This window comes from Spirulina sp. 06S082 (assembly GCF_034932145.1).
Classification (GTDB): Bacteria; Cyanobacteriota; Cyanobacteriia; order Cyanobacteriales; family Spirulinaceae; genus CCY15215.
In genome coordinates this window covers 28,439-53,578 of the sequence record NZ_JAYGHV010000002.1, presented here as the reverse complement: position 1 = coordinate 53,578, position 25,140 = coordinate 28,439, and the positions used below count along the sequence as shown (strand labels likewise).

Genomic DNA, 25,140 nt, shown 5'->3' with positions numbered 1-25,140 from the left:
TCTCTCATTAGCGGTAATTTGCCACAAAATAAAAGCGAAAAACGACCATAAGACCAAACTATTGATCCCACCGATCCAACGCACCATAACCACAGGATCTTCAGAAAAACTGGCGATCGCCGCAAAACACCACATATTGAGTCCCCCTTGAGGAATACCGATCGAACTGAGAATGCCGATCGCAGGAAGTGGTATCTCTCCCATTGCAATTTTACGCGCTTGTTCAAAGGTCCATATCTCTTCATTTTTCCATTCCATATCTGCAGCCCAAATTAGCCTGAGAATCGTACCAATAATCAGAAAGCTAATAATGGTCAAAAATTGGCGTTGAGAATCGAGTAAACGCATTTAAAATTGAGTAGAAATTAATTTCTTTGCCTGCATGAATTTTACCGTCACAGTGATGTACATTTAAGCAAATTATCGGTTAGAATAGGCAGAGAATGCCTCGTTATTTTACCCGTAGTTTTACCTTGTCCCAAGAAACCCACTACAATCGCGCTAAAATGAGCTTGCAACAAGCTCTCTCTTGGTATTCCAGCTTTCAGCGTCACGGACGCTATCGCCCCAGTATGGAACTGCAAGCCGCCGTCAGAAGCGAATTACAGACCTTGAAAGGTGCGTTGGATAAATTAGAACGTAAGGTTATCTGTATTGCGGCATTTGGTCTAGTCAGTCGAGGAAAATCGGCGGTTCTCAATGGATTATTAGGGGAAAAAGTCCTTGACACCGGACCCATACATGGTGTAACTAAATATCCTAAGTCCATTCACTGGGCGATCGCGGATAAAGTGCAAATTGAATTAATCGACACCCCAGGACTGGATGAAATTGACGGGCAAATGAGAGCAACAATGGCCAGAGAAGTCGCTTATCAAGCAGATTTAATTTTATTCATTGTTGCAGGAGATATTACCCGAACCGAATATGAAGCCTTGTGTGAGTTACGCGCTTATCAAAAACCGTTACTCTTAGTCTTTAATAAAACCGATCTCTATCCAGACTGCGATCGCGAAATTATTTATCAACAATTGCAACAACTAGGCACAGGAAAAGAAGAAGATAAAAAATTACAAGCCCTATTATCTCCTCAAGAAATTGTCATGACCGCCGCCGCCCCTGCTCCATTTCCAGTTAGAGTAGAATGGCCTGATGGTCGAGTCAGCCAAGAATGGGAAACCCCAGACCCTCAAATCGATCCATTACGAGAGAAGATTTTAGAAATTTTGAATCGAGAAGGGCGCACTCTTCTAGCCTTAAATGCCCTAGTACAAGGCAGAGAAGCAGAAAAGAAATTAGCCGGAAAAACCGTTGAGTTACGTCAAAAGGAAGCCGAAGAAACCATCTGGAGTTATGCCAAATATAAAGCCTTAGCCGTGGCACTCAATCCCATTCCCATTCTCGATGTTATCGTGGGAACGCTGGCAGATTTAGCCCTCATTCGTGCTTTGGCGCGGTTATATGGTTTCCCCATGACCAGTTATGAAGCTGGGAAAGTTTGGCGTAAAATTTTATTGAGTTCGGGGAGTTTATTATTAGGAGAATTGGGGAGTAGTTTTCTCTTGGGAATTGGTAAAACAACAGCCGTGGGTGGATTAGAAGGATCGGCAACTTTGACAACTTGGCTATCGGCGGCAACCATTCAAGGAGGATTAGCGGGATATGGTGCTTATGCCGTGGGAAAAGTAGCACAACGCTATTTAGAGGCTGGATGTACTTGGGGAGAGGCGGGACCCAATACAGTGATTGCAGAAATTCTCTCTCGGGTTGAACCTAATGCGATCGTTTATCGCTTGCGAAATGAAATTGGCCTTCATCTTTAAAGGTTTTGCGAGATATTCCCACCCCGCTTAGATTCTGCCCGAGTTAAGATGGGATATCTATTTTTTGCTAGGAAAGACGTAACCAACCCCAATACGTGCGCCGATTTCAGTTTGTTCGCCAAAAAAGCCCGCACTGAGGTTACTATAGACGACAACGCGATCGCTGACTCGCAGATCGACTCCCGCCGTCGCAAGGGGTGCCACATTATTATTTAATTCCGTATTGCGATTGGAAAGGGCAAGACCGCCTCCAATAAAGGGATGGACGACAGAAGGTTCAAAGGGATCGCCACTTTGAATATTAACATCGTAAGTGAGAGGTAGCAAGATCGTCGTACTATCTCCAATCAAAATCGCCGGGCGCAGGGAAAGGTAATTGGTTAAAGCAATTTTGGCATCGATCGCAACGGAACCTTTACCGAGATCCGTGATGCCATTATCGGACAAGCCCAAATTCCCCCCCAAGCCCGCATAACTCCAGGTAGGATTAATGTAGCGACGGCGTACATTATCGGTTTGAGCAACTTGGCGATTTTCAATAGAAGCGGGTTTGGTCTCTAAACTGGCAGTTTGAGACGTTTCTTGCGATCGCACTGTCTGAGAGGGAGAATTTCGTTGGGGGGGAGAATTTTGCTGAGAGAGGGAATTTTGTCTGGAAATAACTTTGCGATTCAGTTTGGGAAGAATTTTAGTGCGATCGGGGGGTTGATTAACGCGCGGGAGGGGACTGAGACGACGAGAAGGGGTTGCACTCTCCGGGGCGATCGCATTTTGGCTGGGTTGACTGACGCGGGGAAGTGGGGGAAGCGCAGGTAATCTACGAGGAGAATTGGCAGAATTGCCTACAGGTGGAACGCTTGTTTCAGCTTCTGCTTGACTGGGTAAAGGGCTGAGGACAAGGGTTAAAGCCATAAGTCCAACAGATATGCAACGGTATTTATCCGCAAATTTATTCACGATCGCTCCTCACAAGTTCTTGGGCGTACAAACAAAAATATTTTCATCTCTATAGAGTGTACAGAAAATTGCTGGTTTTTAGCGCTATATTTACCAATGAAGACAAAAAACCTACAGATTTACATTTTGTAAACGTTGTAAAGCGAGTTGAATGCGAGCGCGGATAGTGAGTTCGGATTCTGTTTCTTGCCAAGTTTGTAAATGGTTGCAAACTTTTTCTGTAAATATGGATTGCTGAGTGGCTAATCCTTGTAAACCCAAAACAGCCGCATAACGAACTACCCATTCCACATCCTGGGAAACAAGAATAAGAGTATCAATAACTTGCTTTTGAGTGGTTTCTCGTTCCGAAGCGGGAAGTTCCGACCATAAAATATTACCCAATCCCCGAGATGCAGCGCGACGAACACTAAAAGAAAAATCTTCTTTCGCTGCTTGGGTCAACGTATCGATCGCCCGAGGATCGCCGATACCAGCCAAAGCGCGGATCGCCCAAGCCCTCGCCCCATAATTGTAACCATCGAGTTGTTCGAGGAGAGCCGGAACCGCCGGAATGCCTAAATTAATTAAGCCCTCAACCGCAGCAACGGCGGCTCCTGGGTTATTGTAACCCAGAATTTCAATTAACTTCGGGAGAGCCTGTTCCTGGCGCAAATCTGCCAAGGCTTTCACCGCATCGAGCAAACCATCTGAAGAATCAGCTAGATCGACGGCTTTAATATAGTCTTGAACTGGAGGTTTTGTTGCTATTTCATTCATAGTTTGTTCAATAACTGATAACTGGTGACTTTTATAAGAGGGAGTCCATAAAATCCATTACGCGAATACTATCTTCGGATAACTGAAGAGATGAGGAAGATACGGCTTGGAGATGATGTTCTAAAATGCCTTTGAGGGCAATTAACTTTAAACTATTTTCCGCCAGAGTTTCCGCGATCGCCTCGGCTGCGGGTAAATAACCCACGGCTCCTAAGTCCATTAAAGCAGAGCGGCGCAATTGTAGGCGATCGCCTTGTAAAGCTAGAATTAACCTCTGTCCGTAGCGATCCTCTCCCGTGATTTGATACAATCCTCGAGCCGCCGCATACTGTACTTTTTCTACAGGGTGTTCTAAAAAAGGCGCGATCGCCTCAATTGCTTCCGTCGCGTGCAAGGCTCCCAAGGCTTCGATAATGGCTTCATAAGGTTGAATTAGATGGGGTTTACCCGGCACAAATTGGGCGGCTTCTACTCCTCCTTCGAGAAATTTAAGTAACTGAGGAATGGAAGCGCGATCGCCGATCGCCCCCAGTGCTTGAGCCGCCGATTCTCGCACATAAACATCGTCACAATCAAAACACCGCAAAAGAGCGGGAATCGCTTCTTTCGCCCCCAGTTTCCCCAAGGCTTTTGCTGCATTCCGGCGCAAGGGATATCCGCCATCTGGAGTGAGGAGATCTTCATCTTCAAGGGCTTCAATTAATGCCGCGATCGCCTCGGGATCGTCAACTCTAAATCGTCCCAACCACCAAGCAGCATAGTAGCGCAACCCCGTATCTTTCTTTTGCTTCAGGTTGGCGATCGCTTTGGCGATCGTCAGGGTTTCGCCATCGGGAGGGGTTAAATTTTCTGCACCGAAATACTCTTGCATTGACTAAGTGATGAGTTCGGGATTATTGATTACCTATTCCCAAGTTATTTCCTAAAAATACCAGACTTTTTAGCAAAAGTCTGGCGATCGCGATTGAATATCCTGGGAAGGGCGCATTAACCGACCCGTTTTTCGAGATACTGTCCGATGGTTTGCTCCTCTCCCGCCCGAGAAATGATAGTTTGGCGAGTGCGATACTTGCGACCGATTAATTTTAACTCTTCTTCAAAGACAGAGCCTTTATATTCTGTTCGCAGACGCAGGGTTTGAGGACTATCTGGGGGTAAAGTGTATTCTGCTGTAATCGGTTTTATCGTCGCAAAACCGCGATCGCGATACATGAGAGTTTCTGAAATACCAAATGTGGTCGAACCTTTCAGAGGCTTGCGATCCTCTTTAGTGTAATTACTCTCCCAGGTTACTCGAGAACCACCCATGAGAATATCTGCATCCTCTAATTGATGTAACATTGCTAAATGCTGCAATTCTGGAGTATTGCGAGGGAGAAAGCTAACCGTTATAAAACTCTCAACTTCCTGCACTTCATCGGTTTTTAGGGTGTAATAGCGCCGTTGAGAGTGCCAGTTTCCTACAGATTCTTGCAGAAATGCGATCGCCAATTCTCCGAGACTTACCTCAGTTGTTAATACCAATGATGACATAAAGATCGAACCTCGTTGAAAGGATAACAGATAAGTAAGGAAAATAATCTAGAACTTAGGTGTCTTTTCTTGAGCTTTTGGTCAATTAATCCGCCCTAAGCACCCTTGAACATAGTTTTGAACAGATTTTCCTGTCTCATTTTCTGCTGAATAATTTCAATGAAAAGATTTTCAAGTTCGTCGCGAGAAACGCATTTAGCCTGTTGCGCGAATTTGCGTAACTCGAATTGTTGTTCCAGACTGAGGAAATTATTGGGGTTTTCCATGCTAGGGTCTCCTTCTCTATATATTTCGATAGACGATCGTTGGCGATCGATAGTTCGCCCCCCTGGGTGATGTGATTGCTTGTTTTAGTCTTAAGGTATTGCGGTACCTTCCCTCTGCTGCTTTGTGAATTAATGTAACTTGTTATTGACAAAACTGTCAAGGGCTGATTCTTAATTTAATTAATGTTGCAAAACTTAAATTAAAATCCCCTAACTTGAGGAAAAATAGCGGAAAAATGGAAACAATCTATACAGAACAGAGGTTTAAGCCGCGATCGCCAAGCCAAGAGCCAAAAGATTTATGAGAACGATCGAGATAGATTGTAGAGTAAAGATTAGGAAGGATCGCACTCAAAATGCAGCATTTGGGTAGATTGTCTGAAAGGAGGATAAAATACCCCTAAGACAACTTTAGCCTTGGAATAACAAACAAAATTAATGATGAAGCGATCGCCAAAAATTGCACAGAAACAGAATTACCAAAGTCGATCGAGTAGAAAATTAAGCCACTCGGCTGTATGAAAAGACCTTAAGCCCAATAAAAAACCAAAAATCAAGGAGTATTTATGCGTGCAGTGCTAATGGCAGGGGGTTCGGGAACGCGACTTCGCCCCTTGACCTGCGACCTTCCCAAACCAATGGTTCCCATTCTCAACCGACCGATCGCAGAGCATATAGTGAATTTGCTCAAGCGCAATGACATTACAGAAGTAATCGCTACACTCCACTATCTCCCGGATGTCATGCGAGACTACTTTCAAGATGGCCACGATTTTGGCGTGCAGATGACCTATGCAGTCGAAGAAGATCAACCTTTGGGGACTGCTGGCTGTGTCAAAAATATTGCCGAACTCTTAGACGATACTTTCTTAGTCATTAGTGGAGACAGTATTACCGACTTTGATTTAAAAGCCGCGATCGCCTTTCATAAAGAAAAGCAAGCCAAAGCAACCCTAATTTTAACCCGCGTCCCCAATCCCGTAGAATTTGGCGTAGTTATTACCGATCAAGAAAATCGAATCATTCGTTTCCTCGAAAAACCCTCCACCAGCGAAATTTTCTCCGATACCGTCAACACCGGAACCTATATCCTCGAACCAGAAGTTTTAGGCTATCTACCGGAAAACGAAGAATCTGACTTTTCTACAGACCTCTTTCCCTTACTCCTCGCCAAAGGAGAACCCATGTATGGTTATATTGCCGAAGCATATTGGTGCGATGTCGGCCACCTCGATGCCTATCGAGAGTCTCAGTACGACGGTTTGGAGAAGAAAGTTAAACTCGACTTCGCCTATCCCGAAGTAGAACCCGGTCTCTGGTTGGGTTCCGATACTTATATCGATCCTTCCGCGAAAATCGATCGCCCAGTTCTAATTGGTAACAATTGCCGCATCGGACCGAGGGTTCATATTGAAGCGGGAACCGTCCTTGGGGATAATATTACCATCGGTGCCGATGCCAATCTCAAACGCCCGATCGTGGCCAACGGCGCGATCGTCGGCGACGAAGCACATTTACGCGCCTGCGTGATCTCTCGAGGAACTCGGGTCGATCGCCGCGCCCACATTCTTGAAGGTGCCGTGGTGGGATCCCTCTCCTCCGTGGGAGAAGAAGCACAAATCAGTCCAGGGGTGAGGGTTTGGCCGAGTAAAAAAATTGAATCAGGAGCAATTTTAAATATCAACTTGATTTGGGGAAATATGGCGCAACGCAATCTCTTCGGTCAACAAGGTGTTTCCGGTTTGGCCAATATTGACATTACACCAGAATTTGCCGTTAAACTCGGTGCCGCTTATGCCTCGACCCTCAAACCAGGGGCAATGGTAACAGTTTCGAGAGATCAACGACCCATTTCTCGCATGGTCAGTCGCTCTTTAATTGCTGGGATTATGTCTTCTGGGGTAGGAATTCAAAACTTAGAATCAACCGCCATTCCCCTCGCCAGAACTGTCATTTCAACCCTTGCTGTTACGGGGGGGGTTCACGTCCGTTTGCATCCTAACCGTCCTGACTCCATTTTGATTGAATTTTTCGATCGCCAAGGCATCAATATTACCAAAGCCAAAGAAAAGAAAATCGAAGGGTCTTACTTTAAAGAAGACCTGCGACGAGTGGCGATCGCGGATATCGGGACTATGACCTACCTCACTCAGACCCTCGATATCTACACCGAGAGTTTTGAGACTCACCTCAATGTCGAAGCCGTCCGCAACTCTCACGCCAAAGTCGTCATCGATTACGGTTATGCGGTTTCTGGGGCAATTTTACCGCGCCTCTTGGCTAAATTTGGTTGCGATGCCGTCGTTCTTAACGCCAGCTTAAGTCAAATCGCCATTTCCAATGAGGAACGAGAAGGACTGCTGGTGCAGCTAGGTCACGTCGTAGAAGCCCTGAAGGCCAATTTAGGGGTACAAGTATCCGCCAATGGAGAACAGTTGATTTTAGTCGATGAAGCCGGTTTATCCATTCGTGGGGAAATGCTGACGGCTTTAATGGTTAATATGATGATGACTGCTCACCCCAGAAGTGCCGTAGTAGTTCCGGTTCATGCTTCCAGCGCCGTAGAACAAATTGCCCGCCGTCACGATGGTCGAGTCATTCGTACTAAAGTCAACCCTACCGCATTAATGGAAGCCTCGCAAACCGACAGTAGCGTAGTGTTGGGCGGGAGTGGCGAAATGGGCTTTATTTTCCCCCAACTGCATCCCGGTTTTGATGCCATGTTCTGTGTCGCCAAACTGATTGAAATGCTAACCATCCAAGAACGCTCTTTGGCACAGATTCGCAGCGAATTACCCCGAGTTTGTCATAAAAGTTATACTATGCGCTGTCCTTGGACGGTAAAAGGGTCTCTGATGCGGCAATTAGTGGAAACCCATCCGGCGGAAAATTTGGAACTCATCGACGGGGTAAAAATTGTCAATCGTCAAAATGACAATTGGGTGCTAATCTTACCGGATGCAGGGGAACCATTGGTACATATTTTTGCCAATAGTGACGATCGCGATTGGGTCGATCGCTCCCTCATGGATTACCGTCAGCGCGTTCAAGATTTTATCGATCTCGAACAGGGACTAGAATCGGCAAACTAAAGAACAATTGTTCTAGACTAGAATTAGAAACTGAGTAGACAAGGGAGTTTAGTTATGAATAGCTGTACCTTAATAGCTGAGATTGTTGAATCCCCTCAACTGCGGCGCACTCCAGACGATACCCCCGTCGCGAATATGCTAGTACGATTTGATGGCTTGCGAGACAATGACCCGCCAGCTATGCTCAGGGTAACGGGATGGCGGAATTTAGCGGAAGAAATCAGCGCTAATTATCGAGCCGGCGATCGCGTCATTATCATAGGTAGCCTGAAAATGGATCGCCTTGATGTAGAAAAACAAGGCGTTCGCTACAAAGAAACAAGGGCAGAATTGAACCTTTCCCGTATTTACAAGCAAACGGGAGAATTTAGCGAAACTCAGGTTGAATCCGTTGTTCCTTCTGTGGCTGCGACTCCTGTAGCCGTTGCATCTCCTGCACCGACTAGCAATTTAGGGAATGTCGTTCCCATCGGCAATTACAATCGTGCTACAAGTTCTAGCGATTTTGAATCCGAAACCAGTTCTGCGGAATCTACAGATATGGAAGACGAAGCAGATTTAGATGATATTCCCTTTTAGGTTGCTGCGGTGATTCTAGGGCTGTCAAAGTGATTTTGCAGATCGAGTCAGACAGGGAATCAAATTCCCTGTCTCATAGCAGATTTAGATGATATTCCCTTTTAGGTTGCTGCGGTGATTCTAGGGCTGTCAAAGTGATTTTGCAGATCGAGTCAGACAGGGAATCAAATTCCCTGTCTCATACAAGAAGTCCTCTGAAGAGGACTGAATCTGTAAAGTTATCTCTGAAAACTCCCCAGGTAAGATTCGAACTTACGACCAATCGGTTAACAGCCGACCGCTCTACCACTGAGCTACTGAGGAATGTCTGCGTTTTCCGCAACAGTTTCTTATTATAAGCACCCTCAACTCAATTTGGCAAGTCCTCGAAGAAAATTTTTCTTGAAACATTTTTCAATTGCGAATTCTTGTGATAATTCCCCATTTATAGCAAGGGTTCAAGCTATGGTGGAAAAATGCCTTCAATATTTGCAACCTCATGCTTGCCCACCACCGTAAACTCATCAGTCTGTCTTTAACCTCTGTCGATCTGCCGCTACAATCTACCCTGAAAACCGCCGCAACCCTATATCGTAAAGATGCCGAACGATTTCAGGTTGTCTTAAAACAACCGCCTTTTCCCGATCGCCTTCCCCATCAGCCTCAGACGGCTTTAAATGGACATCCAAAAGATAACCTCTTATGGTTGGAATTGTCCGCCGATCGCGTCATTATGACCATGCAGGGACAAGGAAAACTTGGCTATCGTCATTGCTGGGAAAAAAATAGTAATGGGACGAGTCGCTATTGGTTACAGGACGAAACCTGCGATCGCCCCAACTCCCTGCACCTGAAAAATTTTACCCGTCAGTTGCAATTATCGGGGGATTTGCTACCCGATCGCCTGCGTCTCGAATATGAACTCTACTCTGGCAAATTGCAGTTAGGACAATATATTTTAAGTTTGGAAATTCAACATTAACTCCGATGAGGCGATCGCAGAAGGGAGATGGGAAATTAGAATGGAAATATTAGGATCCAATCAAATACCAGAATCACCAATTAAAAGTTCATGGGTAGCGAACAAATTACACTTCTATCACAGAGAGAAATCGAGGGCATGAGACGTGCGGGACAAGTGGCCGCCGAACTCCTCAACCATGTTGGCAAAATGGTCAAACCTGGCATTAGTACACTCGAAATTAATGATGAGGCGGAACGATGGACAAAAGAACGCGGTTTTAAAAGCGCCCCTCTGGGATACGGAAAACCCCCTTTTCCTAAATCTATTTGTACTAGCGTCAATGAGGTAATTTGTCACGGCATTCCCAGTGCCAAACAAATCCTCAAAGAGGGAGATATTATCAATATTGATGTTACTCCCATTGTAGATGGCTATCACGGCGATACATCGCGCACTTTTTTTGTGGGAACGCCTTCCCCGACGGCAAAGAAATTGGTAGAAGTGACGGAAGAGTGTTTATATCGAGGTATTGCGGCGGTCAAACCGGGGGGGAGAATTGGCGATATTGGGGCAGCCATTCAAAAATATGCTGAAGCGGAAGGGTTTTCGGTGGTGCGAGATTTTGTCGGTCATGGGGTCAGCCGCGTGTTTCATGCTCCTCCTCAAATTCCTCATTATGGCAGACAAGGAAAGGGAAAACGCCTGCGATCGGGGATGGTATTTACGATCGAACCGATGATTAATGAGGGGACGTGGAAACATGACATATTATCGGATGGGTGGACAGCGTTAACAAAGGATCGCAAGCTCTCGGCTCAATTTGAACATACGATCGCCGTAACTGTCGATGGTGTAGAAATTTTGACGAAACCGCAGTGATGGTTATCAATTTTATGGGGGAGGCGATCGCGATCGCCTCCCCAGAAATTAGCTTAAAGGTTGAGCGTCTTCTTCTGAGGCAAAATAACGGTGATAGTAATAATACGAACCGGAAGTGAAATCCTTTGCACCATTGGCAATCAAACCGATCGGGGCGGTTTGAGACATCTTGATATTTTCTAAAACCTGTTTGAATACTGTGCGATCGGTCCATCCCAAGCGCACGACCATCAACATCACATCCACCTGTCCCGCCAAGAACTTTGCATCCGCCAACCCTAACATAGGAGGGGTATCAAAAATCACTAAATCATAAGATTGACGGAAATACTCGATCAAACCTCGCATTTTTTGGGAAGATAATAAGCGAGTTGGATCGGGAGGAATTTGTCCGGCAGTGAGGATGAACAAATTATCATCTAATGTCGATTGCTGTACGATGTCTTCTACTTCGAGATCCATCGAAATTGCGTGAGATAGTCCCCAAACATTGGGTAAATCTGTCATAGCGTGGATTTGCGGGCGGCGTAAATCCGCATCCACCAAAAGAACGCGCTGTCCCATCGCCGCCGCCGACTGTGCTAAATGAACTGAGGTCGTAGATTTACCTTCCAACGGCACCGAAGAACTCACTACTAACACCTGTAAGGGCTTATCGGGAGTAAAGAAAGAAAGATTGGCATTAAGAGAACGAAAGGCTTCCAAGAAGGGAGAAGCGCGATAACGGCGATCGAAGGAAGGTAAAGGCGCTGCTTTTTCGCTGGCTTTACGTTCCTTAAAGTCTTTGCGATAGGGAATAATCCCCAAGATCGGTAATCCCACATTATCTTTGAGGTCTTCAGGAGAGTGGAAGCGCACATCTAGTTTTTCCGCAATCAGTGCCGCCCCAGACCCCGCTAATAGTCCCGCCACAACGCCCAACATTAAACCGCGAGACACATTGGGGGCGATGGGGTAGACAGGTAATTCCGCAGAATTGAGTTCTTCCCAAGAGATGGTGCGTTGGGCGGATTCAATTTCGAGGTCTTCTTTAACGGAGAGAAAACGCTTGAGGGCTTCAGTGGCGACATCAAGCGCTCGTTGCAGGTCGGTATATTGGCGACTGAGAAGGGCAAATTTCTGCATTTCCCCTCGGGTTTGATTCTCCGCTAAGGCTAAAGCGGCTTCGCGGACAGCGAGAACTTGTTTTTGGTTGGTGGCTTCGATCAGTTCTTGAGTGAGTTTGAGGCGAATGGAATTGGGGGATGTATTGAGACTGGCAATATTTTCGCTGGCTCCTTCTTTCCCTAAAACCGCGATCGCCTCTTGACGAATGAGAGGGAGAATTTTGTCGCGGCGATCGCGCAGCACTTGAATTTGCGGGCTGGTGGGGGTAAAACGAGTCGATTCGATCGCCAGATCGGTTTCGATTTTTTGCAGTTGGTTGAGGAGGGATTGATAGCGAGGGGCTTCACTTAAAGCCGTAGCGGTAATGGCGCGATCGAGTTCGATATTTAACTGTCCCTGCAATTTTTGCTGCAAAGATGCCGAGGCTTTTAATTCGGCGGAGGTTTCTTGTTTGGAGACGCGAACTTGATTGAGGCGATCGGCGACGCGCTGTCCTTGCACTTCCGGATCGAGGAGGTTGTGTTGCTGGCGAAATTGCTGCACTTTTTGTTGCAGATCGCTCACTTGAGCCTCGAGGAGAGGAAGTTGTTTTTGCACGAATTCTAATCCCTTTTGTTTGCCCGTTTTCTGTTCGATCTGGGAATATTCAATAAATCCAGCAGAAACAGTGTCGAGAATAAATTTAATTTTCTCGGGATCGACATCTTGATAAGAGATTTCCAGAATTTTTGTGTACTCCAATCGACCAATACTCAAACCCCCTGCAACTCCGTTATAGTCGAGTTCTGGATAGCGTTCTCGAATCGTTTCTACGATGGGATTAATCACTTTAGGACTGCTGAGAACTTCAATTTGAGTCTCGTAGTCTAACTCCGACGCAGACTGTCCTACAAGGCGCTGACTGAAGCGATCGAAGGTTTCATCGCTGGCGATGGGTTCGACTAAAATCCGAAAAGAGCTTTTATAGATCGGAACTTCATTAAGAATTCTAAAGGCCATCGACGACGTAACCGCAGCACTCACCAATAACAATAACCACCAACGACGGCGCAACACAGAAAGAGCCTGACGAAGATTGAGAGAATCTTCTTGGCTGGTGGAAAAATTGGGGGAAGGAAAAGAATCCGCGATCGCGGGTTTGGAAGGTAGAGGGGGCGGACTTCCATTCGATGCAGAGTGCTGATTGCGATTCGAGACCATGTACTTTTGTTAGTTATTGGTTACTTGCCCTGAGCGAAGCCGAAGGATGGGTTATTCGTGATTGGCGAGAAGAATAGGGAATAATGATTCTATGATATCCACTGGGGAAAGAAATTCACGATTTGGCATCCATTTTATTCTCCATTATCGTCTATTTATTCCCGATTCCTCCTTCCCGATTCTCCATTACCCATATTTCATGAGTCTCTCTTCCGAAACCGAACTAATTATTGAAGCTGGCAAAACTGAAAAGCAATACTGGCGAGATTTATGGCGCTATCGCGAACTCTTCTATTTTTTGGCATGGCGCGATATTTTAGTGCGCTACAAACAAACAGCCGTGGGGATAACTTGGGCATTGCTACAGCCTTTTGTCACGATGGTAGTGTTAACGGTAGTGTTTGGCAAACTGGCTAAATTTCCCTCGGAAGGCACTCCCTATCCGATTTTAGTCTTTGCGGCCATGTTACCTTGGCAATTCTTTGCGAGTTCTCTTTCTAATAGTAGTAATAGTTTGGTGGGCAATGCCAATCTTATTTCTAAAGTTTACTTTCCTCGCTTGATTGTCCCTGCCAGTGCTGTCGTAGTAAGTTGTGTCGATTTTGTCCTTTCAGGGTCGATCTTGTTGGGGTTAATGGCTTGGTATAATTTTGTTCCTTCTTGGCGGATTATTTTCTTACCTGGATTTATTGCGATCGCCGCGATCGCGAGTATGGGAGTCGGACTTTGGCTGGCTGCACTCAATGTTCGCTATCGGGATTTTCGCTTTGTGGTACCGTTTATCGTTCAATTGGGACTCTATATCTCTCCCGTGGGTTTTAGCAGCAATATCGTTCCCGATCGCTGGCGATTACTCTATTCTCTCAATCCCATGGTAGGGGTAATCGATGGCTTTCGCTGGGCTATTTTAGGAGATAAATTTCATCTCTATTTACCTGGATTTATCTTATCTTTACTCCTCTTGGTCTTGTTGGGTATTAGCAGTATTATTTATTTTCGCAAAACCGAACGAACTTTTGCGGATGTGATTTGAAACTTCTTTAATCAACTACGTGATAGTCAAAATATGAGCGATCGAACTGAAACAAATCTTGCCTCTTCCTTAGATTCTAACCGCATTGCTGAACTCGCTGCCAGTCATTACGGAGAATTTCCTTTGTCTGGTCGCTATGCAAAGGCATTCCAATGGGTTCCCGATCGCTTGGAAACGTTTTTAGATGCGGGTTGTGCTTGGGGATACGGTACTCGTTTTTTCCGCGAAAAAAGTCAAAAAATATATGCACTTGAACCCGATGCAATGTTTATTGCGATCGCTAAGTATCGCTATGATGATATTGAATTTATTCAATCTCCATTAGAAGAAACGCCCTTTGCATCTGAGTTTTTTGACGCAATTATTACTTGTGATACTTTAGAGCACGTTCAAGATGAAGTACGCTGTTTATCAGAAATTTTCCGCATCCTCAAACCCGAGGGGATACTGGTTATTACAACACCTCATCGGGGATTATTTGGCTTTTTAGATCCTGAAAATGCCATTCCCTATGTTGAATATTTTGTGCGGCGTTATTTAGGATGGTTATTTCAATTTGCATACTGGTTTCGTAAAGGAAAAATATCTGAACAGATCGAATGGAAAAAACCCGTTTACGATCGCAACAATACCCACAGACATTATACAAAAGAGGATTTGTTAGAGTTCTTAGATCGTTCGGAAGCGAAAGGCAAATATGAAGTTATTGAGGTCTTTCGATCGGGACTCTTTCTCGGTGCTTTCGTTCACAATTTGGAGTTTTACATCACTCTCTTTTTTAAAGAAAATATCGTCAAAAAAGTTTCTAATCTTATCATCATCAAACCTTTAAAATGGCTGGCAGAAATTGACTATTGGATTCCCTATTCTATTTTTGCCTATAATATCGCCTTGAAAATTGTTAAAACCCAATAATTAATTACTGATTTGATGTCTTAAAAAGGTTTTAAAATTAAAACTCTGCTGAAGAATTTACAGCCTTAATAATTTCATCAAATTGTTCTCGCAAAATGTATTTAAACGAGTCGCATTTGAAGCGATCGCTAATTAATTGTCTCAGTTCTGTTTTCGATAGTCCCACCTCTCGGGATGTAGCAAATAAGAAATTAAGTTGAGGCTGAGAGACATATTTAGAGGATAATTTTTTAGTGCGAGATTGGAGAATAGCATTAACTTCTTCAACCGTAAAAATGCTTAAAATTTCCTCTTGGTGTGCTTCAAAGAATTCATTTTCACCTAGAGAAGATAATTTTTTTAAAGATTGGAGGAGTAGCGATCGCATTCTCGAATCAGTCATCTTTTTTAGATTGTTAAAAGTATCTTTTATCGCTAAGAAGTATAGGTTCTTTATTTGGAATTCTAACAATAACTTCTATAGTTCCACCCAAAGCATTCACAACTTCTCGCAGCGTATTTAATTCCAAATTTTGCCTACGTTCCAGTTTAGATATTGCTGGTTGCTGTACTTCAAGACACTCTGCTAATTCCGATTGAGATAAACCAAGTTTTTCCCGTAGATGTTTTAGTGTAATTTCTTCAAGAAGAATCTGGGAAGCCCTAGCTTCAATTGCTTCTTGTCTCTCTTTGGGAAGTTTATTTAACTCGTCAGATAGGGTTGTATATTTTGTCATTTACTTTCCTCCTTAAGTATTTCCAGATATTAATGACGAAAACCGAAAATCAGGAACGAAAATTAAGGCCGAAAATCAACATCTCGAACTTCAATTTCAAGGCGATCGCCTTTATGTCGAATCATGCCACTAAATGAACCTGCTGTAAACGATCGCAAACTAGCCCCATTATAAGCATCTTTTAAGGACTGAGTTGCGGCGGGATTTGTTTGTCCATTTAGCAATTTTGTTAAAGTCTTTTCCATGCTGCGATACTCTACAGATAAAGGCAAAGAAACTTCAGTTTGTCGCAGTTTGCCAGTATCGCTTTCAAAAAGATAGTTTAACCGAACGCGATCGGGTTGACTATAACTTATCATGCGCGTTCCTGGCCAAAATCCCTGGCGATCGGAACGAGGTTGTCCCAGTTGGTTAACAATGGCACTTTTAGAGGTTCCCGTGGGGAAAATAGGAACATTGAGAGCATTATTATTAGTAGGGGTAGAAGGAGGTTTAGGAGTTGGTGATGGTCTGGGAGAGGGTTGAGGAGTCGGAGAAGGAGAAGCTATTGGAGAAGGAGTCGGAGAGGGTTGAGAAGTAGGAGAAGGTTTCGGAGTAGGAGAAAGTATCGGAGAGGGGGTCTCTATTGGTGTAGGAAAATCTGTATCAGCAGTTCCAAAAGGTCGATCGGAAGTCGATCGCGGTTGAAACAGACTAAACCCAAAGAATAAAGCCGCGATCGCAACTCCTCCCGTCGCGAATAGTCCCACTGCGATCGGCAATAATATCCCTTTCTTTGGCGATCGCCTTGGTGAAGGGACTGCAACAGTGGCTGAAGTTGCAACAGGTGTAGTTTGTTCGTTCTCACCTGGAGACACTGCAACGGTTTTCGCCATTGACAAAGAAGACCCAGATACAGGAGATACCGCTTGAGTTGCTGGTAATTGAGTCGGTTGCGCTAAGATGGGGTTTCCTAGCGCTTCTAACATCGCTTTGGCTGTGGAAAAGCGATCGCGGGGATGGTAGCGAATAGCGCGATCGATGACTTCTGTTAAGTCAGAAGGTAACGAAGGAACGCTTTTTTGCCATAACCATTCCCCCGTTTCCGCATCGGTTTCCAAACCGTAGGGCATTTTCCCACTTAACGCAAAGATCGCCGTCAAACCCAACGCATAGACATCGCTAGAATATAAAGGACGACCCATCGACTGTTCCGAAGGCATAAAACCGGGGGTTCCAATGGCTACAGAGGTCGCATTTCCTGAAGTATGAACCGTGGTACCCATTGTCTCTTTTACCGCACCAAAATCGATTAAAACGGGTTTGCGATCGCCACGAAGTATAATATTATCCGGCTTAATATCGCGATGTAGCATTTTTTGAGCGTGAATATAGTCCAATATCCCCAGTAATTCAACGAGGAGAGGTCGAAGGCGATCGGCAGATAATACTCCATTTTGGCGCACTGCTTGAGTGAGTGTCACCCCCGCGATCCACTCTTGAACGAGAAAAAATTCTCCCCCCTCTGAAAAATAAGCATAAAGTTGAGGAATTTGCGGATGTTCTTCCCCCAATGCTTCTAAAATAGCTGCTTCCCGTTGAAAGCGATCCTCTAACCATTGCTGTTGTTCTGGTGGAACTGGAACAGAGGGTTTAAGTTGTTTAATTACGCACTGACGTTGCGAAGGAAGGTGCGTATCTACAGCAAGGAAAGTTTGCCCAAAACCTCCTTTCCCAAGGTTTTTAACGATACGATAGCGATTATTGAGGAGAGAGATCGTCATGGCAAACAACAGGAAAGGGCTTTTTCTGAGACTACAACAATCTTGTTCTTGTTTCCAGAAACTATTGATTTTTCAGGATATAAAATATAGATTAAAATAGGTGGTAAATCCATAAGACTTTTTTTCCAATCCTTGTTGGCAAAAACTGTCATTGAAAAATATCAAATTCGGCTGATTATTTACGATCCTGAAAAGGAGGTAATTATAGAATGGTTGACCTAAATAAATATCAAACAATTATTCAAGATTTACTACAAGAAATTCATAGTTATGATATTTCTGGAAGCAAGAATAGTATTGAATCGCAGATTATTCTCGATACAGAACGAAATCACTATCTTTTAATCGATGTCGGTTGGGAACAAAAACAGTTTGTTTACGGAACAATTATTCATTTAGATATCAGAGGAGATAAGATTTGGATACAGCGCAACAATACTGAAATCGATCTGGCCAAACGTTTAGTAGAAAAAGGAATTCCCAAGGAAAATATTGTCATTGGTCTGCATTCTCCGTTTATGCGGCGATTTTCTGGTTATGCTATGAGTTAAGACTACTCTATAGATGAATGAATTGTTCAACGATATATCCTCATAGGGAATTGGGGAGGCGATCGATACAATGAAACTTGGTTATTAGAAGTTTGGTTCTTGACAATACCCACGACTTACCTTACATTAGGGTGAAGCATAATCTAAATTATGGGTTGTAAAAGTATTGTCAGAAACCTCAGCCTAAAGGCGTGAGGCTTGGAAGAGAAATCTGACAAGCCATTCTGACCAGACTAAGTACCCCGTGTACTACGTTATTTGGGTCACGACACCTTGGAATGCGAAGCTAGTTCCCTGCTCTGTCGTTAGTGGTTAAACAATTTTAAGGTCACTGAAATAGTGCTGCTAACCTAACAAGCCAAAATAACATTGTCGAAGCTAACATTACCCTAGAAATAGGAGGCTCGAAAGAGCAAAAACCGTTATGCGTACAGGGTTGTTTAGTTAGATACAGTAATTGTCCTGTTAAAAGTGCAATACAAAAGCACCCTAATTAAACAACTCCAAGGCGATAACGAGACTAATATAAAACTGTCCTATAAGGACGGGGTTTCTACCCGTTTTTCTGATGACTGAAAAAAGTATTTGGAAATCAAGCCCTAGCCAAACAGATCGATATCAAGCAATAATTCCGTGTCGCATACGGGAAATTTTGGATTGGGCATATCTCAGTATTATAACCCTAGGTTCGTCGTTGGGCTTCATTCCTAGAGAGTCAGTAAAGTGTAATAACTATAAAGAAGAACCGATCGTAGATCAGTTCTTAAGTCTTCTCTCTCAGGATATTCAAGAAAATCCTCAAAATGTTCAAATGATCGATGCAAAGTTAGTGAAGCACATTCAATCATTAGTTGCCGATGCTAACATCGATCTAAATGCACCATTATCTGAAGAGGATGAATAAATTTGTTTGAGAACTGTTCGTTAGAGATTAATGAATGGAATATTTTTGCTCATCCTCTTTTCCTCGAGCAATTGGAAGAACTTCTGATACGAGTAAAAAATTTACGCGAGAAATGTCCCGATCGCTACCAAAATAAAAATGATTTCAAACGTTTAGCAGCTATTGCTAAATTAGCATTTGAAATCATCCCTCAAGATCCGACAGATAGTAAATATCGTCAAGGTAACACTCTAGGAAAAGATTACAAGCATTGGTTTCGCGCAAAATTCTTTCAGCAGTACCGATTGTTTTTTCGATATCACCAAGAAAGTAAAATTATTGTTTTTGTTTGGGTTAATGACGAAAATACTAAACGCGCTTATGGGAGTAAAACTGATGCGTATCAAGTCTTTAGAAAAATGATCGAGAATGGCAATCCTCCCGATGACTGGGACATACTTCTTAGACAAGTTAAATCGCAAAACGATCGCTTAGAAAAGTTATCGGAAGACATAGAAGAATTAAGAGCTAGACAAGATGAAAGATAAAGTCAATTTTCGATTTTCCGAGCATAACTCTCCACAGTATTATATAATAACATAGCGACTGTCATGGGTCCAACTCCTCCCGGTACAGGTGTAATAAATTCTGCTATTTCTTTAACATTTTCAAAGTCAATATCCCCCACCAAACGCGATTTTCCTGTCTCTTCATCAACAATACGATTAATCCCAACATCGATCGCGATCGCCTCATTCTTCACCATATCTCGCGTTAACAAATTCGGTCTTCCCACCGCAGCAACAACGATATCGGCATTGCGAGTAATACTTGCTAAATCTTGCGTGCGAGAATGAGCAACTGTCACCGTTGCATCTTTAGCTAACATCATTAAGGCAAGAGGTTTTCCCACTAAAATACTGCGTCCAATAATAACAACATTTTTGCCCTTTAATTCGATATTATATTCTTGTAAAAGACGCATCACCCCCGCAGGAGTGCAACTTTGCAAACCCGCTTCTCCTCGTACCAAATGCCCCAAATTAACAGGGTGTAAACCATCTGCATCCTTATCGGGATCGATCGCGTGTAATAATGCTACAGAATCTAGGCGATCGGGGAGAGGAAGTTGTACTAAAATACCATCAACTCGTTCATCTTCATTCAATTGTTGAATAACTTGTGTTAATTCTGCTTGAGAAATTTGTACAGGAAAGTGTTTGCCAAAAGAAGCCATGCCAATTTTCCGACAAGCCCGTTCTTTATTGCGAACATAAGCGGCACTTGCAGGATTATCTCCTACCATTAGAACCGCTAAACCAGGGGGGCGATCGCACTTAGATTGTAATTCTTCAATACGAGTTTTTAATTCGGTTTGAATTTTTTTCGCAAGCGCTTTACCATCAAGAATAATCGGCATTGTTGGTTATTTTTAATTTGTTATTGTTGGTAGGGGTTTGGTCTCCAAACCCCCAAACCCCAAACGTAGGGGTTTGGTCTCCAAACCCCAAATTAGGAGGAAATCGTGGTTAAATTAAAAAGTTTTGTTTTTCCTTTATTATTGCTGGGTTTAACCGGCTGTAATTTTGTCGGGACAAACCAGATCGATCGCCTAACCCCGCAGTCAGCAGGTAAAATTATATCCGTTAGCGGAGAAGCGATCGCCCAGGCACCCTTTCTCGATCGCGGTGCCTACCAACTGGAAAACAAACGCGGGCAAATTTGGGTTATGAGTGACCAAACCTTGCCCGCGATCGGGGCGATCGTTAAAGTTCGGGGTCGAGTGGAATACAAAAGCATCCCCCTCGACGGCCAAGAATTCGGAGAAATTTACCTCCAAGAACTAGAAAGAGACGAATAAAAAGGCACTTATTCATCCTTGAGTAACGCCAAAATCTGATTGGCAACATTCATGCTTTCCTCATAGAGAACTTCCCGTCCCCAGCGTTGTAACTGTTGCCCAAGTAGCTGCTCTGTCTTTTGATCCGCAAGGGAACTCACTTGATTGACCCGACAATTTTGAGCGCCGCCACTAGCCTCCATTCGCATACAACCCGTCGTTTCCGAACATAAAACCGTACAACAATCAGCATTGTGATTAGTAGAATTTAATTTTAAACTCACTAAATCACCGGGAATATCTCCCCAATCTGCCGTAGGAATCCCCGCCAATTCTGCTTCAATTTCCCGGTGTTCTTGGCCGAGAAACTTAACCCGACGAATATCGTAATCTCCGCCTTCGTACTCATAGGCGATCGGCTGCCATTGTAAGCGACTGGCCAACCAACCCAGATAGAGTAAGGCTTGAGAAGGATTGCCCTTTTCATAATCCACCACAACGCGATCGATCTCCCAAATGTCCGCCCGACGTTCTGGAGGATCGAAGGCTTCCGCAGATAACTCCTGCCAGGCAGAAATCCGTCGCCAATTGAGGTCCGCGATCGCCACATCCTTCTTAATCAAATTGCCAACATGATTCATATCCTTTTCCGGACGGCTAAAGGTACTCGAATCGACGATAACGTTATCGCAAATATCCGCCAAACGATTGAAGAGGGGAAATCTGGGTCGTGGCGTGGCCTTCCACCAGAGAAACTTCGGTAAATCGGGAATGAGAAGTGCCTCAATTACCCCGCTAATGCGCTCTAACGCATCTGCCGTTCCGCTTAGGGTGATATACTCGCAACAGACCAAAGTGCTGCCTCCTCGCTTCTGAATAGGGCAGTAGGCTGAAACTTGAACCGATATGCCCTTGTCTTCTCCGAGAATCGGACAAAGCGTGACAATACGACAGGGATTAGAAGCCGCGATCGCATCGGCGAGTCCAGCACCTTCCGAGTCGGGAGAATATTGAAGTGCCGTTCGTAAATTTTCTGGGGTTTGCTTATCGAGATCCGTGAGTGCTTGGAACTCATGTTGCAAGCGTCCTGCTAAAACAGCATCATTTTTCCCTGTAATGCTTAACCCGTAGGCTTTTTGGGCGGCTTTAATTGCCGATTCCGTCCGCGCCCCAGCAATACCATCAATCGGTCCGGTATAAAATCCCAAAGCCGATAAATACTGTTGCGTACCATCGGGTTCGTAGACCACAAAACTAAATGTTGTCGCCCGAGTTGCGGCGGGTCCGTCTTCGCCAGTTCCGTAACTTTGCCAAATCTCTTGCAAGGACGCTTCAATATCATCAATCGATACATCCTTCGGGGCTTGCAAGGAAACTAAAGGAGGCGCTTCTGTAGCCATGTTTAATAGTTGATAGTTGATAGTTGATAGTTGATAGTTGGGGATGGATGTAGGGACGTAGCAGGCTACGTCCCTACATACCTATGATCTGCGTTCCTACAATCTGCGCCAGCGACGGCCATCGCGGTTGATGAAAAATTCCGCCTCTGTGGGTTGCCATGTTCCCGCTTCATATTGCGGCACCGTACTGGGGTCGGCGGGGGCATCCCAAGCGCTTAAAGCAGGCGTAACCACCCGCCATGCTTCTTCCACTTCATCGGCGCGGGTGAAGAGAGTTTGATCCCCTAACATACAATCCAATAAGAGGCGATTGTAAGCATCTGCTGTTGCCATACCAAAAGACGAACCGTAACTAAAGTCCATATCTACCGATCGCGTTCGCAAGTTCGCCCCTGGCATTTTGGCTTCAAAACGCAGAGAAATCCCCTCATTCGGTTGAATTCTCATGGTCAGAACGTTAGGGCTGGTTTGCTGTGCCGCAGACTGGAAAATGAGTAAGGGAACTTCTTTAAATTGGATGGCAATTTCAGTGACTTTTTTAGGCAATCGCTTCCCTGTCCGCAGATAAAAAGGAACCCCATTCCAGCGCCAGTTATCCACCTCCAATTTCATGGCCACAAAGGTCGGTGTGGTGGATTCGGGGTTAACATTGGCTTCTTGGCGATAACCGGGGACGGGTTTACCCTTCATCCAACCCTCAGAATACTGTCCGCGAATGGCCGAACGATCTAAATTGTGGGTATCTGCCAGGCGAGTTGCTTGCAAAATTTTCACCTTTTCGTTACGAATGCTATCCGCATCGAGGGAGTTTGGCGCTTCCATTGCAGTAATGGCAAACAATTGCAGGAGGTGATTCTGCACCATATCCCGCAAGGCACCAGAGGTTTCGTAATATCCTGCCCGATCTTCGACTCCCACGGTTTCGGCAACGGTGATTTGGACGTGATCGACAAACTGCCGATTCCAGAGGGGTTCAAATATGGCATTGGCAAAACGAAAGACCAAAATATTTTGGACGGTTTCTTTGCCGAGGTAATGGTCAATCCGATAAACCTGTTCTTCGTGACAAACTTGTTGAACGACTCGGTTTAAAGATTTGGCACTTCCTAAATCTTTCCCAAAAGGTTTCTCGATTACAACGCGATGCTTGACGGGATCGCTTATCATTCCAGCCGCCCCAAGATTTCTTAAACCGGGTTTGAAGAATTGCGGCGACACTGATAAATAGAAAACGCGATTGCCTCGCGTTCCTCTTTCTCCATCCAATTCAGCCAAGAATGCTTTTAATTTTTCATAACTTTCGGGTTGATCCATATTACCGGAACAGTAATATAAGCCTTTGGCAAATTCATTCCAGAATTCTTTGCCACCCAAACCACCGCCAAATTCTTCAATGCCTTTCCGCATATGTTCGCGGAAGTAATCGTGACTCCAATCTCGACGGGCAAAACCAACAATGGTAAGTTCTGGGGGGAGTCGGCGTTCTTGTTTGAGTCGGTAAATGGAAGGGACGAGTTTGCGTTGGGTAAGATCGCCGGATGCCCCAAAAATGGTGATAATTAGCGGTTCGGCGGTGCGTTCTTGTTGTAGCCCCATGCGTAGGGGATTTTCGAGTAGTGTTACCATGTTTCAATTATCAATTATGCGGTTATCGATCCCCCCCAGCCCCCCTTAATAAGGGGGGTGTAGGAATTTCGCGATTTAAACGGCAGCCAATTGCTTGACTTTGGTTTCGAGGGAAGCCATTAGAGAATCAAAGGGTTTGATGAATTTGTCGATTCCTTCTTCGAGAAGTTCAGCCATGACTCGATCGAGGTCGATCGCCACATCGGAATCTTTGAGGGTTTCGATATATTTGTAAGTGGTATCGAGGTCGGATTCAATGCGGTTGGCGGGATCGCAGCGATCGGCGCAGGCTTCGATGGTGTCGGGAGGAAGGGTATTGACGGTATTTTCTCCAACTAACCCGTCAACATACATGACATCGCTGTAATCGGGGTTTTTGGTGCCGGTACTCGCCCAGAGGAGGCGTTGAATGGTGGCACCTTTGGCGGACAATGCTTTCCAGCGATCGCCAGCGTGAATTTTTTTGTACTCTTGATAAGCAACTTTGGCATTGGCGATCGCAATTTTGCCTTTGAGGGCAATTAATTTCCCGGCTGTATCTTCGCTAACCCCTTCTTTAAGTTTGGCATCCAGCATTTTATCGATTTTCACATCGATACGGCTGAGAAAGAAGCTGGCAACGGAGGCAATTTTACTGATATCTTTACCTTCAGAAACCCGTTTTTCCAAACCCCGAATATACGCCCAAACCGTATCGATATAGCTTTGGACAGAAAAAAGCAGGGTGACATTAACATTAATGCCTTCCGCAATGACGGCTTCAACGGCGGGCAATCCTTCCGGAGTACCGGGGATTTTAATCATGACGTTTTCCCGACCGATCGCCTTGTAATAACGAATCGCTTCTTTAATGGTACTCTCGGTATCTTTAGCCATTGTTGGAGGCACTTCAATGCTGACATAGCCATCGAGTCCTTTTGTTTTCTCATAGACGGGTTTTAAAACATCGCAAGCATTGCGAATATCGTCAAATATGAGGGATTCGTAAATTTCCAGGGTAGATTTCCCCGCTTTAATTCCGGCTGCGATATCTGCATCGTAAATCTTATTCCCCGCGATCGCCTTCTCAAAAATTGCCGGGTTAGAGGTAATACCGAGAATTCCCCTCGTCCCCATCAGTTCTTTGAGTTGTCCGGATTCAATTAAATCTCGACTCAAATTATCCATCCAAATACTTTGATGGAATTCTTCTTCAATTTGCAAGATAGGATTAGCGACTGTCATAAAATTAAACTCCTGATTATTGATTATTTTTGATAACAAGTAATGAGTAAT

General features: G+C 44.5%; 26 protein-coding genes and 1 tRNA gene. 11 read left to right on the top strand and 16 right to left on the bottom strand.

The genetic code is table 11. The features are described 5' to 3' along the window. Window positions 1-348, bottom strand: a 348-nt coding sequence (locus VB714_RS00545) for a hypothetical protein (protein WP_323220098.1), incomplete at its 3' end; no start/stop codon positions are given. A 95-nt stretch (window positions 349-443) separates the two neighbouring features. On the opposite strand from VB714_RS00545, the gene VB714_RS00540 reads away from it, so the two are divergent. Continuing rightward, window positions 444-1,823 carry a GTP-binding protein gene (locus VB714_RS00540; RefSeq protein ID WP_323220096.1) on the top strand — a complete coding sequence of 460 codons (1,380 nt, stop codon included), beginning with the start codon at window positions 444-446 and terminating at the stop codon, window positions 1,821-1,823. 57 nt (window positions 1,824-1,880) lie between these two features. Here VB714_RS00540 and VB714_RS00535 read toward each other — a convergent pair whose 3' ends face one another. From VB714_RS00535 to VB714_RS00515, 5 genes are all read right to left on the bottom strand, one after another. Then, window positions 1,881-2,735 (bottom strand): hypothetical protein, encoded by an 855-nt coding sequence (locus VB714_RS00535; RefSeq protein ID WP_323220094.1) that lies wholly within the window; start codon window positions 2,733-2,735, stop codon window positions 1,881-1,883. 156 nt (window positions 2,736-2,891) lie between these two features. Continuing rightward, entirely contained in the window at window positions 2,892-3,539 is a 648-nt protein-coding gene (locus tag VB714_RS00530) for a HEAT repeat domain-containing protein (RefSeq protein WP_323220092.1), read from the bottom strand. 31 nt (window positions 3,540-3,570) lie between these two features. Further along, window positions 3,571-4,410, bottom strand: a complete 840-nt coding sequence (locus VB714_RS00525) for a HEAT repeat domain-containing protein (RefSeq protein ID WP_323220090.1) — start codon at window positions 4,408-4,410, stop codon at window positions 3,571-3,573. A gap of 116 nt (window positions 4,411-4,526) precedes the next feature. Then, window positions 4,527-5,072 carry a phycobiliprotein lyase gene (locus VB714_RS00520; RefSeq protein ID WP_323220088.1) on the bottom strand — a complete coding sequence of 182 codons (546 nt, stop codon included), beginning with the start codon at window positions 5,070-5,072 and terminating at the stop codon, window positions 4,527-4,529. Window positions 5,073-5,167: 95 nt separating this feature from the next. Continuing rightward, window positions 5,168-5,338, bottom strand: a complete 171-nt coding sequence (locus VB714_RS00515; RefSeq protein ID WP_323220086.1) for an NblA/ycf18 family protein — start codon at window positions 5,336-5,338, stop codon at window positions 5,168-5,170. Window positions 5,339-5,904: 566 nt separating this feature from the next. Here VB714_RS00515 and VB714_RS00510 point away from each other — a divergent pair. Together VB714_RS00510 and VB714_RS00505 are read left to right on the top strand one after the other, a co-directional pair. After that, complete coding sequence (locus VB714_RS00510) at window positions 5,905-8,430, top strand: mannose-1-phosphate guanyltransferase (protein ID WP_323220084.1); 2,526 nt, start codon at window positions 5,905-5,907, stop codon at window positions 8,428-8,430. A gap of 54 nt (window positions 8,431-8,484) precedes the next feature. Then, window positions 8,485-9,009: a single-stranded DNA-binding protein gene (locus tag VB714_RS00505; RefSeq protein WP_323220082.1), complete on the top strand. Its 525-nt coding sequence runs from the start codon at window positions 8,485-8,487 to the stop codon at window positions 9,007-9,009. 231 nt (window positions 9,010-9,240) lie between these two features. Here the strand turns inward: VB714_RS00505 and VB714_RS00500 are convergent. Further along, window positions 9,241-9,312: transfer RNA gene (locus VB714_RS00500), tRNA-Asn, on the bottom strand. A 175-nt stretch (window positions 9,313-9,487) separates the two neighbouring features. Between VB714_RS00500 and VB714_RS00495 the strand changes: the two genes are divergently transcribed. Continuing rightward, complete coding sequence (locus tag VB714_RS00495) at window positions 9,488-9,970, top strand: hypothetical protein (RefSeq protein ID WP_323220080.1); 483 nt, start codon at window positions 9,488-9,490, stop codon at window positions 9,968-9,970. A gap of 90 nt (window positions 9,971-10,060) precedes the next feature. Beyond that, window positions 10,061-10,831 carry a type I methionyl aminopeptidase gene (gene map / locus VB714_RS00490; protein WP_323220078.1) on the top strand — a complete coding sequence of 257 codons (771 nt, stop codon included), beginning with the start codon at window positions 10,061-10,063 and terminating at the stop codon, window positions 10,829-10,831. 48 nt (window positions 10,832-10,879) lie between these two features. Here map and VB714_RS00485 read toward each other — a convergent pair whose 3' ends face one another. After that, the gene (locus VB714_RS00485; protein WP_323220077.1) at window positions 10,880-13,138 is read right to left on the bottom strand and encodes a GumC family protein; all 2,259 of its coding nucleotides are present in this window, start codon (window positions 13,136-13,138) and stop codon (window positions 10,880-10,882) included. Window positions 13,139-13,337: 199 nt separating this feature from the next. On the opposite strand from VB714_RS00485, the gene VB714_RS00480 reads away from it, so the two are divergent. After that, a complete protein-coding gene (locus tag VB714_RS00480) occupies window positions 13,338-14,171 on the top strand; it encodes an ABC transporter permease (protein WP_323220075.1) in 834 nt (277 codons plus the stop codon). Between the two features lie 33 nt (window positions 14,172-14,204). Next, complete coding sequence (locus VB714_RS00475) at window positions 14,205-15,086, top strand: class I SAM-dependent methyltransferase (protein ID WP_323220073.1); 882 nt, start codon at window positions 14,205-14,207, stop codon at window positions 15,084-15,086. A gap of 37 nt (window positions 15,087-15,123) precedes the next feature. Here the strand turns inward: VB714_RS00475 and VB714_RS00470 are convergent, their stop codons facing one another. From VB714_RS00470 to VB714_RS00455, 4 genes are all read right to left on the bottom strand, one after another. Continuing rightward, a complete protein-coding gene (locus VB714_RS00470; RefSeq protein ID WP_204102581.1) occupies window positions 15,124-15,468 on the bottom strand; it encodes a hypothetical protein in 345 nt (114 codons plus the stop codon). A gap of 13 nt (window positions 15,469-15,481) precedes the next feature. Further along, complete coding sequence (locus VB714_RS00465) at window positions 15,482-15,802, bottom strand: XRE family transcriptional regulator (RefSeq protein WP_323220071.1); 321 nt, start codon at window positions 15,800-15,802, stop codon at window positions 15,482-15,484. Between the two features lie 62 nt (window positions 15,803-15,864). Continuing rightward, window positions 15,865-17,565, bottom strand: a complete 1,701-nt coding sequence (locus VB714_RS00460; protein WP_323220069.1) for a serine/threonine protein kinase — start codon at window positions 17,563-17,565, stop codon at window positions 15,865-15,867. Next, a complete protein-coding gene (locus VB714_RS00455) occupies window positions 17,562-17,717 on the bottom strand; it encodes a hypothetical protein (RefSeq protein ID WP_323220068.1) in 156 nt (51 codons plus the stop codon). The genes VB714_RS00460 and VB714_RS00455 overlap by 4 nt, the downstream gene beginning before the upstream one ends. 57 nt (window positions 17,718-17,774) lie before the next feature. Between VB714_RS00455 and VB714_RS00450 the strand changes: the two genes are divergently transcribed. The 3 genes from VB714_RS00450 (at window position 17,775) to VB714_RS00440 (ending at window position 19,547) form a co-directional block, all read left to right on the top strand. Then, window positions 17,775-18,116: a XisI protein gene (locus tag VB714_RS00450; RefSeq protein WP_323220067.1), complete on the top strand. Its 342-nt coding sequence runs from the start codon at window positions 17,775-17,777 to the stop codon at window positions 18,114-18,116. A gap of 568 nt (window positions 18,117-18,684) precedes the next feature. Beyond that, window positions 18,685-19,020 (top strand): type II toxin-antitoxin system PrlF family antitoxin, encoded by a 336-nt coding sequence (locus VB714_RS00445; RefSeq protein WP_323220065.1) that lies wholly within the window; start codon window positions 18,685-18,687, stop codon window positions 19,018-19,020. 2 nt (window positions 19,021-19,022) lie between these two features. Continuing rightward, window positions 19,023-19,547 carry a type II toxin-antitoxin system YhaV family toxin gene (locus tag VB714_RS00440; RefSeq protein WP_323220063.1) on the top strand — a complete coding sequence of 175 codons (525 nt, stop codon included), beginning with the start codon at window positions 19,023-19,025 and terminating at the stop codon, window positions 19,545-19,547. A gap of 2 nt (window positions 19,548-19,549) precedes the next feature. On the opposite strand, the gene folD is transcribed toward VB714_RS00440, so the two are convergent. Further along, the gene (folD, locus tag VB714_RS00435) at window positions 19,550-20,419 is read right to left on the bottom strand and encodes a bifunctional methylenetetrahydrofolate dehydrogenase/methenyltetrahydrofolate cyclohydrolase FolD (protein ID WP_323220062.1); all 870 of its coding nucleotides are present in this window, start codon (window positions 20,417-20,419) and stop codon (window positions 19,550-19,552) included. Window positions 20,420-20,524: 105 nt separating this feature from the next. Here folD and VB714_RS00430 point away from each other — a divergent pair, with 105 nt between their 5' ends. Beyond that, a complete protein-coding gene (locus VB714_RS00430) occupies window positions 20,525-20,860 on the top strand; it encodes a hypothetical protein (RefSeq protein ID WP_323220060.1) in 336 nt (111 codons plus the stop codon). 8 nt (window positions 20,861-20,868) lie between these two features. Here VB714_RS00430 and opcA read toward each other — a convergent pair whose 3' ends face one another. From opcA to tal, 3 genes are all read right to left on the bottom strand, one after another. After that, window positions 20,869-22,239, bottom strand: coding sequence for a glucose-6-phosphate dehydrogenase assembly protein OpcA (opcA, locus tag VB714_RS00425; protein WP_323220058.1), 1,371 nt, complete (start codon window positions 22,237-22,239; stop codon window positions 20,869-20,871). 96 nt (window positions 22,240-22,335) lie between these two features. Beyond that, complete coding sequence (zwf, locus tag VB714_RS00420) at window positions 22,336-23,865, bottom strand: glucose-6-phosphate dehydrogenase (protein ID WP_323220056.1); 1,530 nt, start codon at window positions 23,863-23,865, stop codon at window positions 22,336-22,338. Between the two features lie 75 nt (window positions 23,866-23,940). Continuing rightward, complete coding sequence (gene tal / locus VB714_RS00415) at window positions 23,941-25,089, bottom strand: transaldolase (protein WP_323220054.1); 1,149 nt, start codon at window positions 25,087-25,089, stop codon at window positions 23,941-23,943. Window positions 25,090-25,140 lie beyond the last annotated feature (51 nt).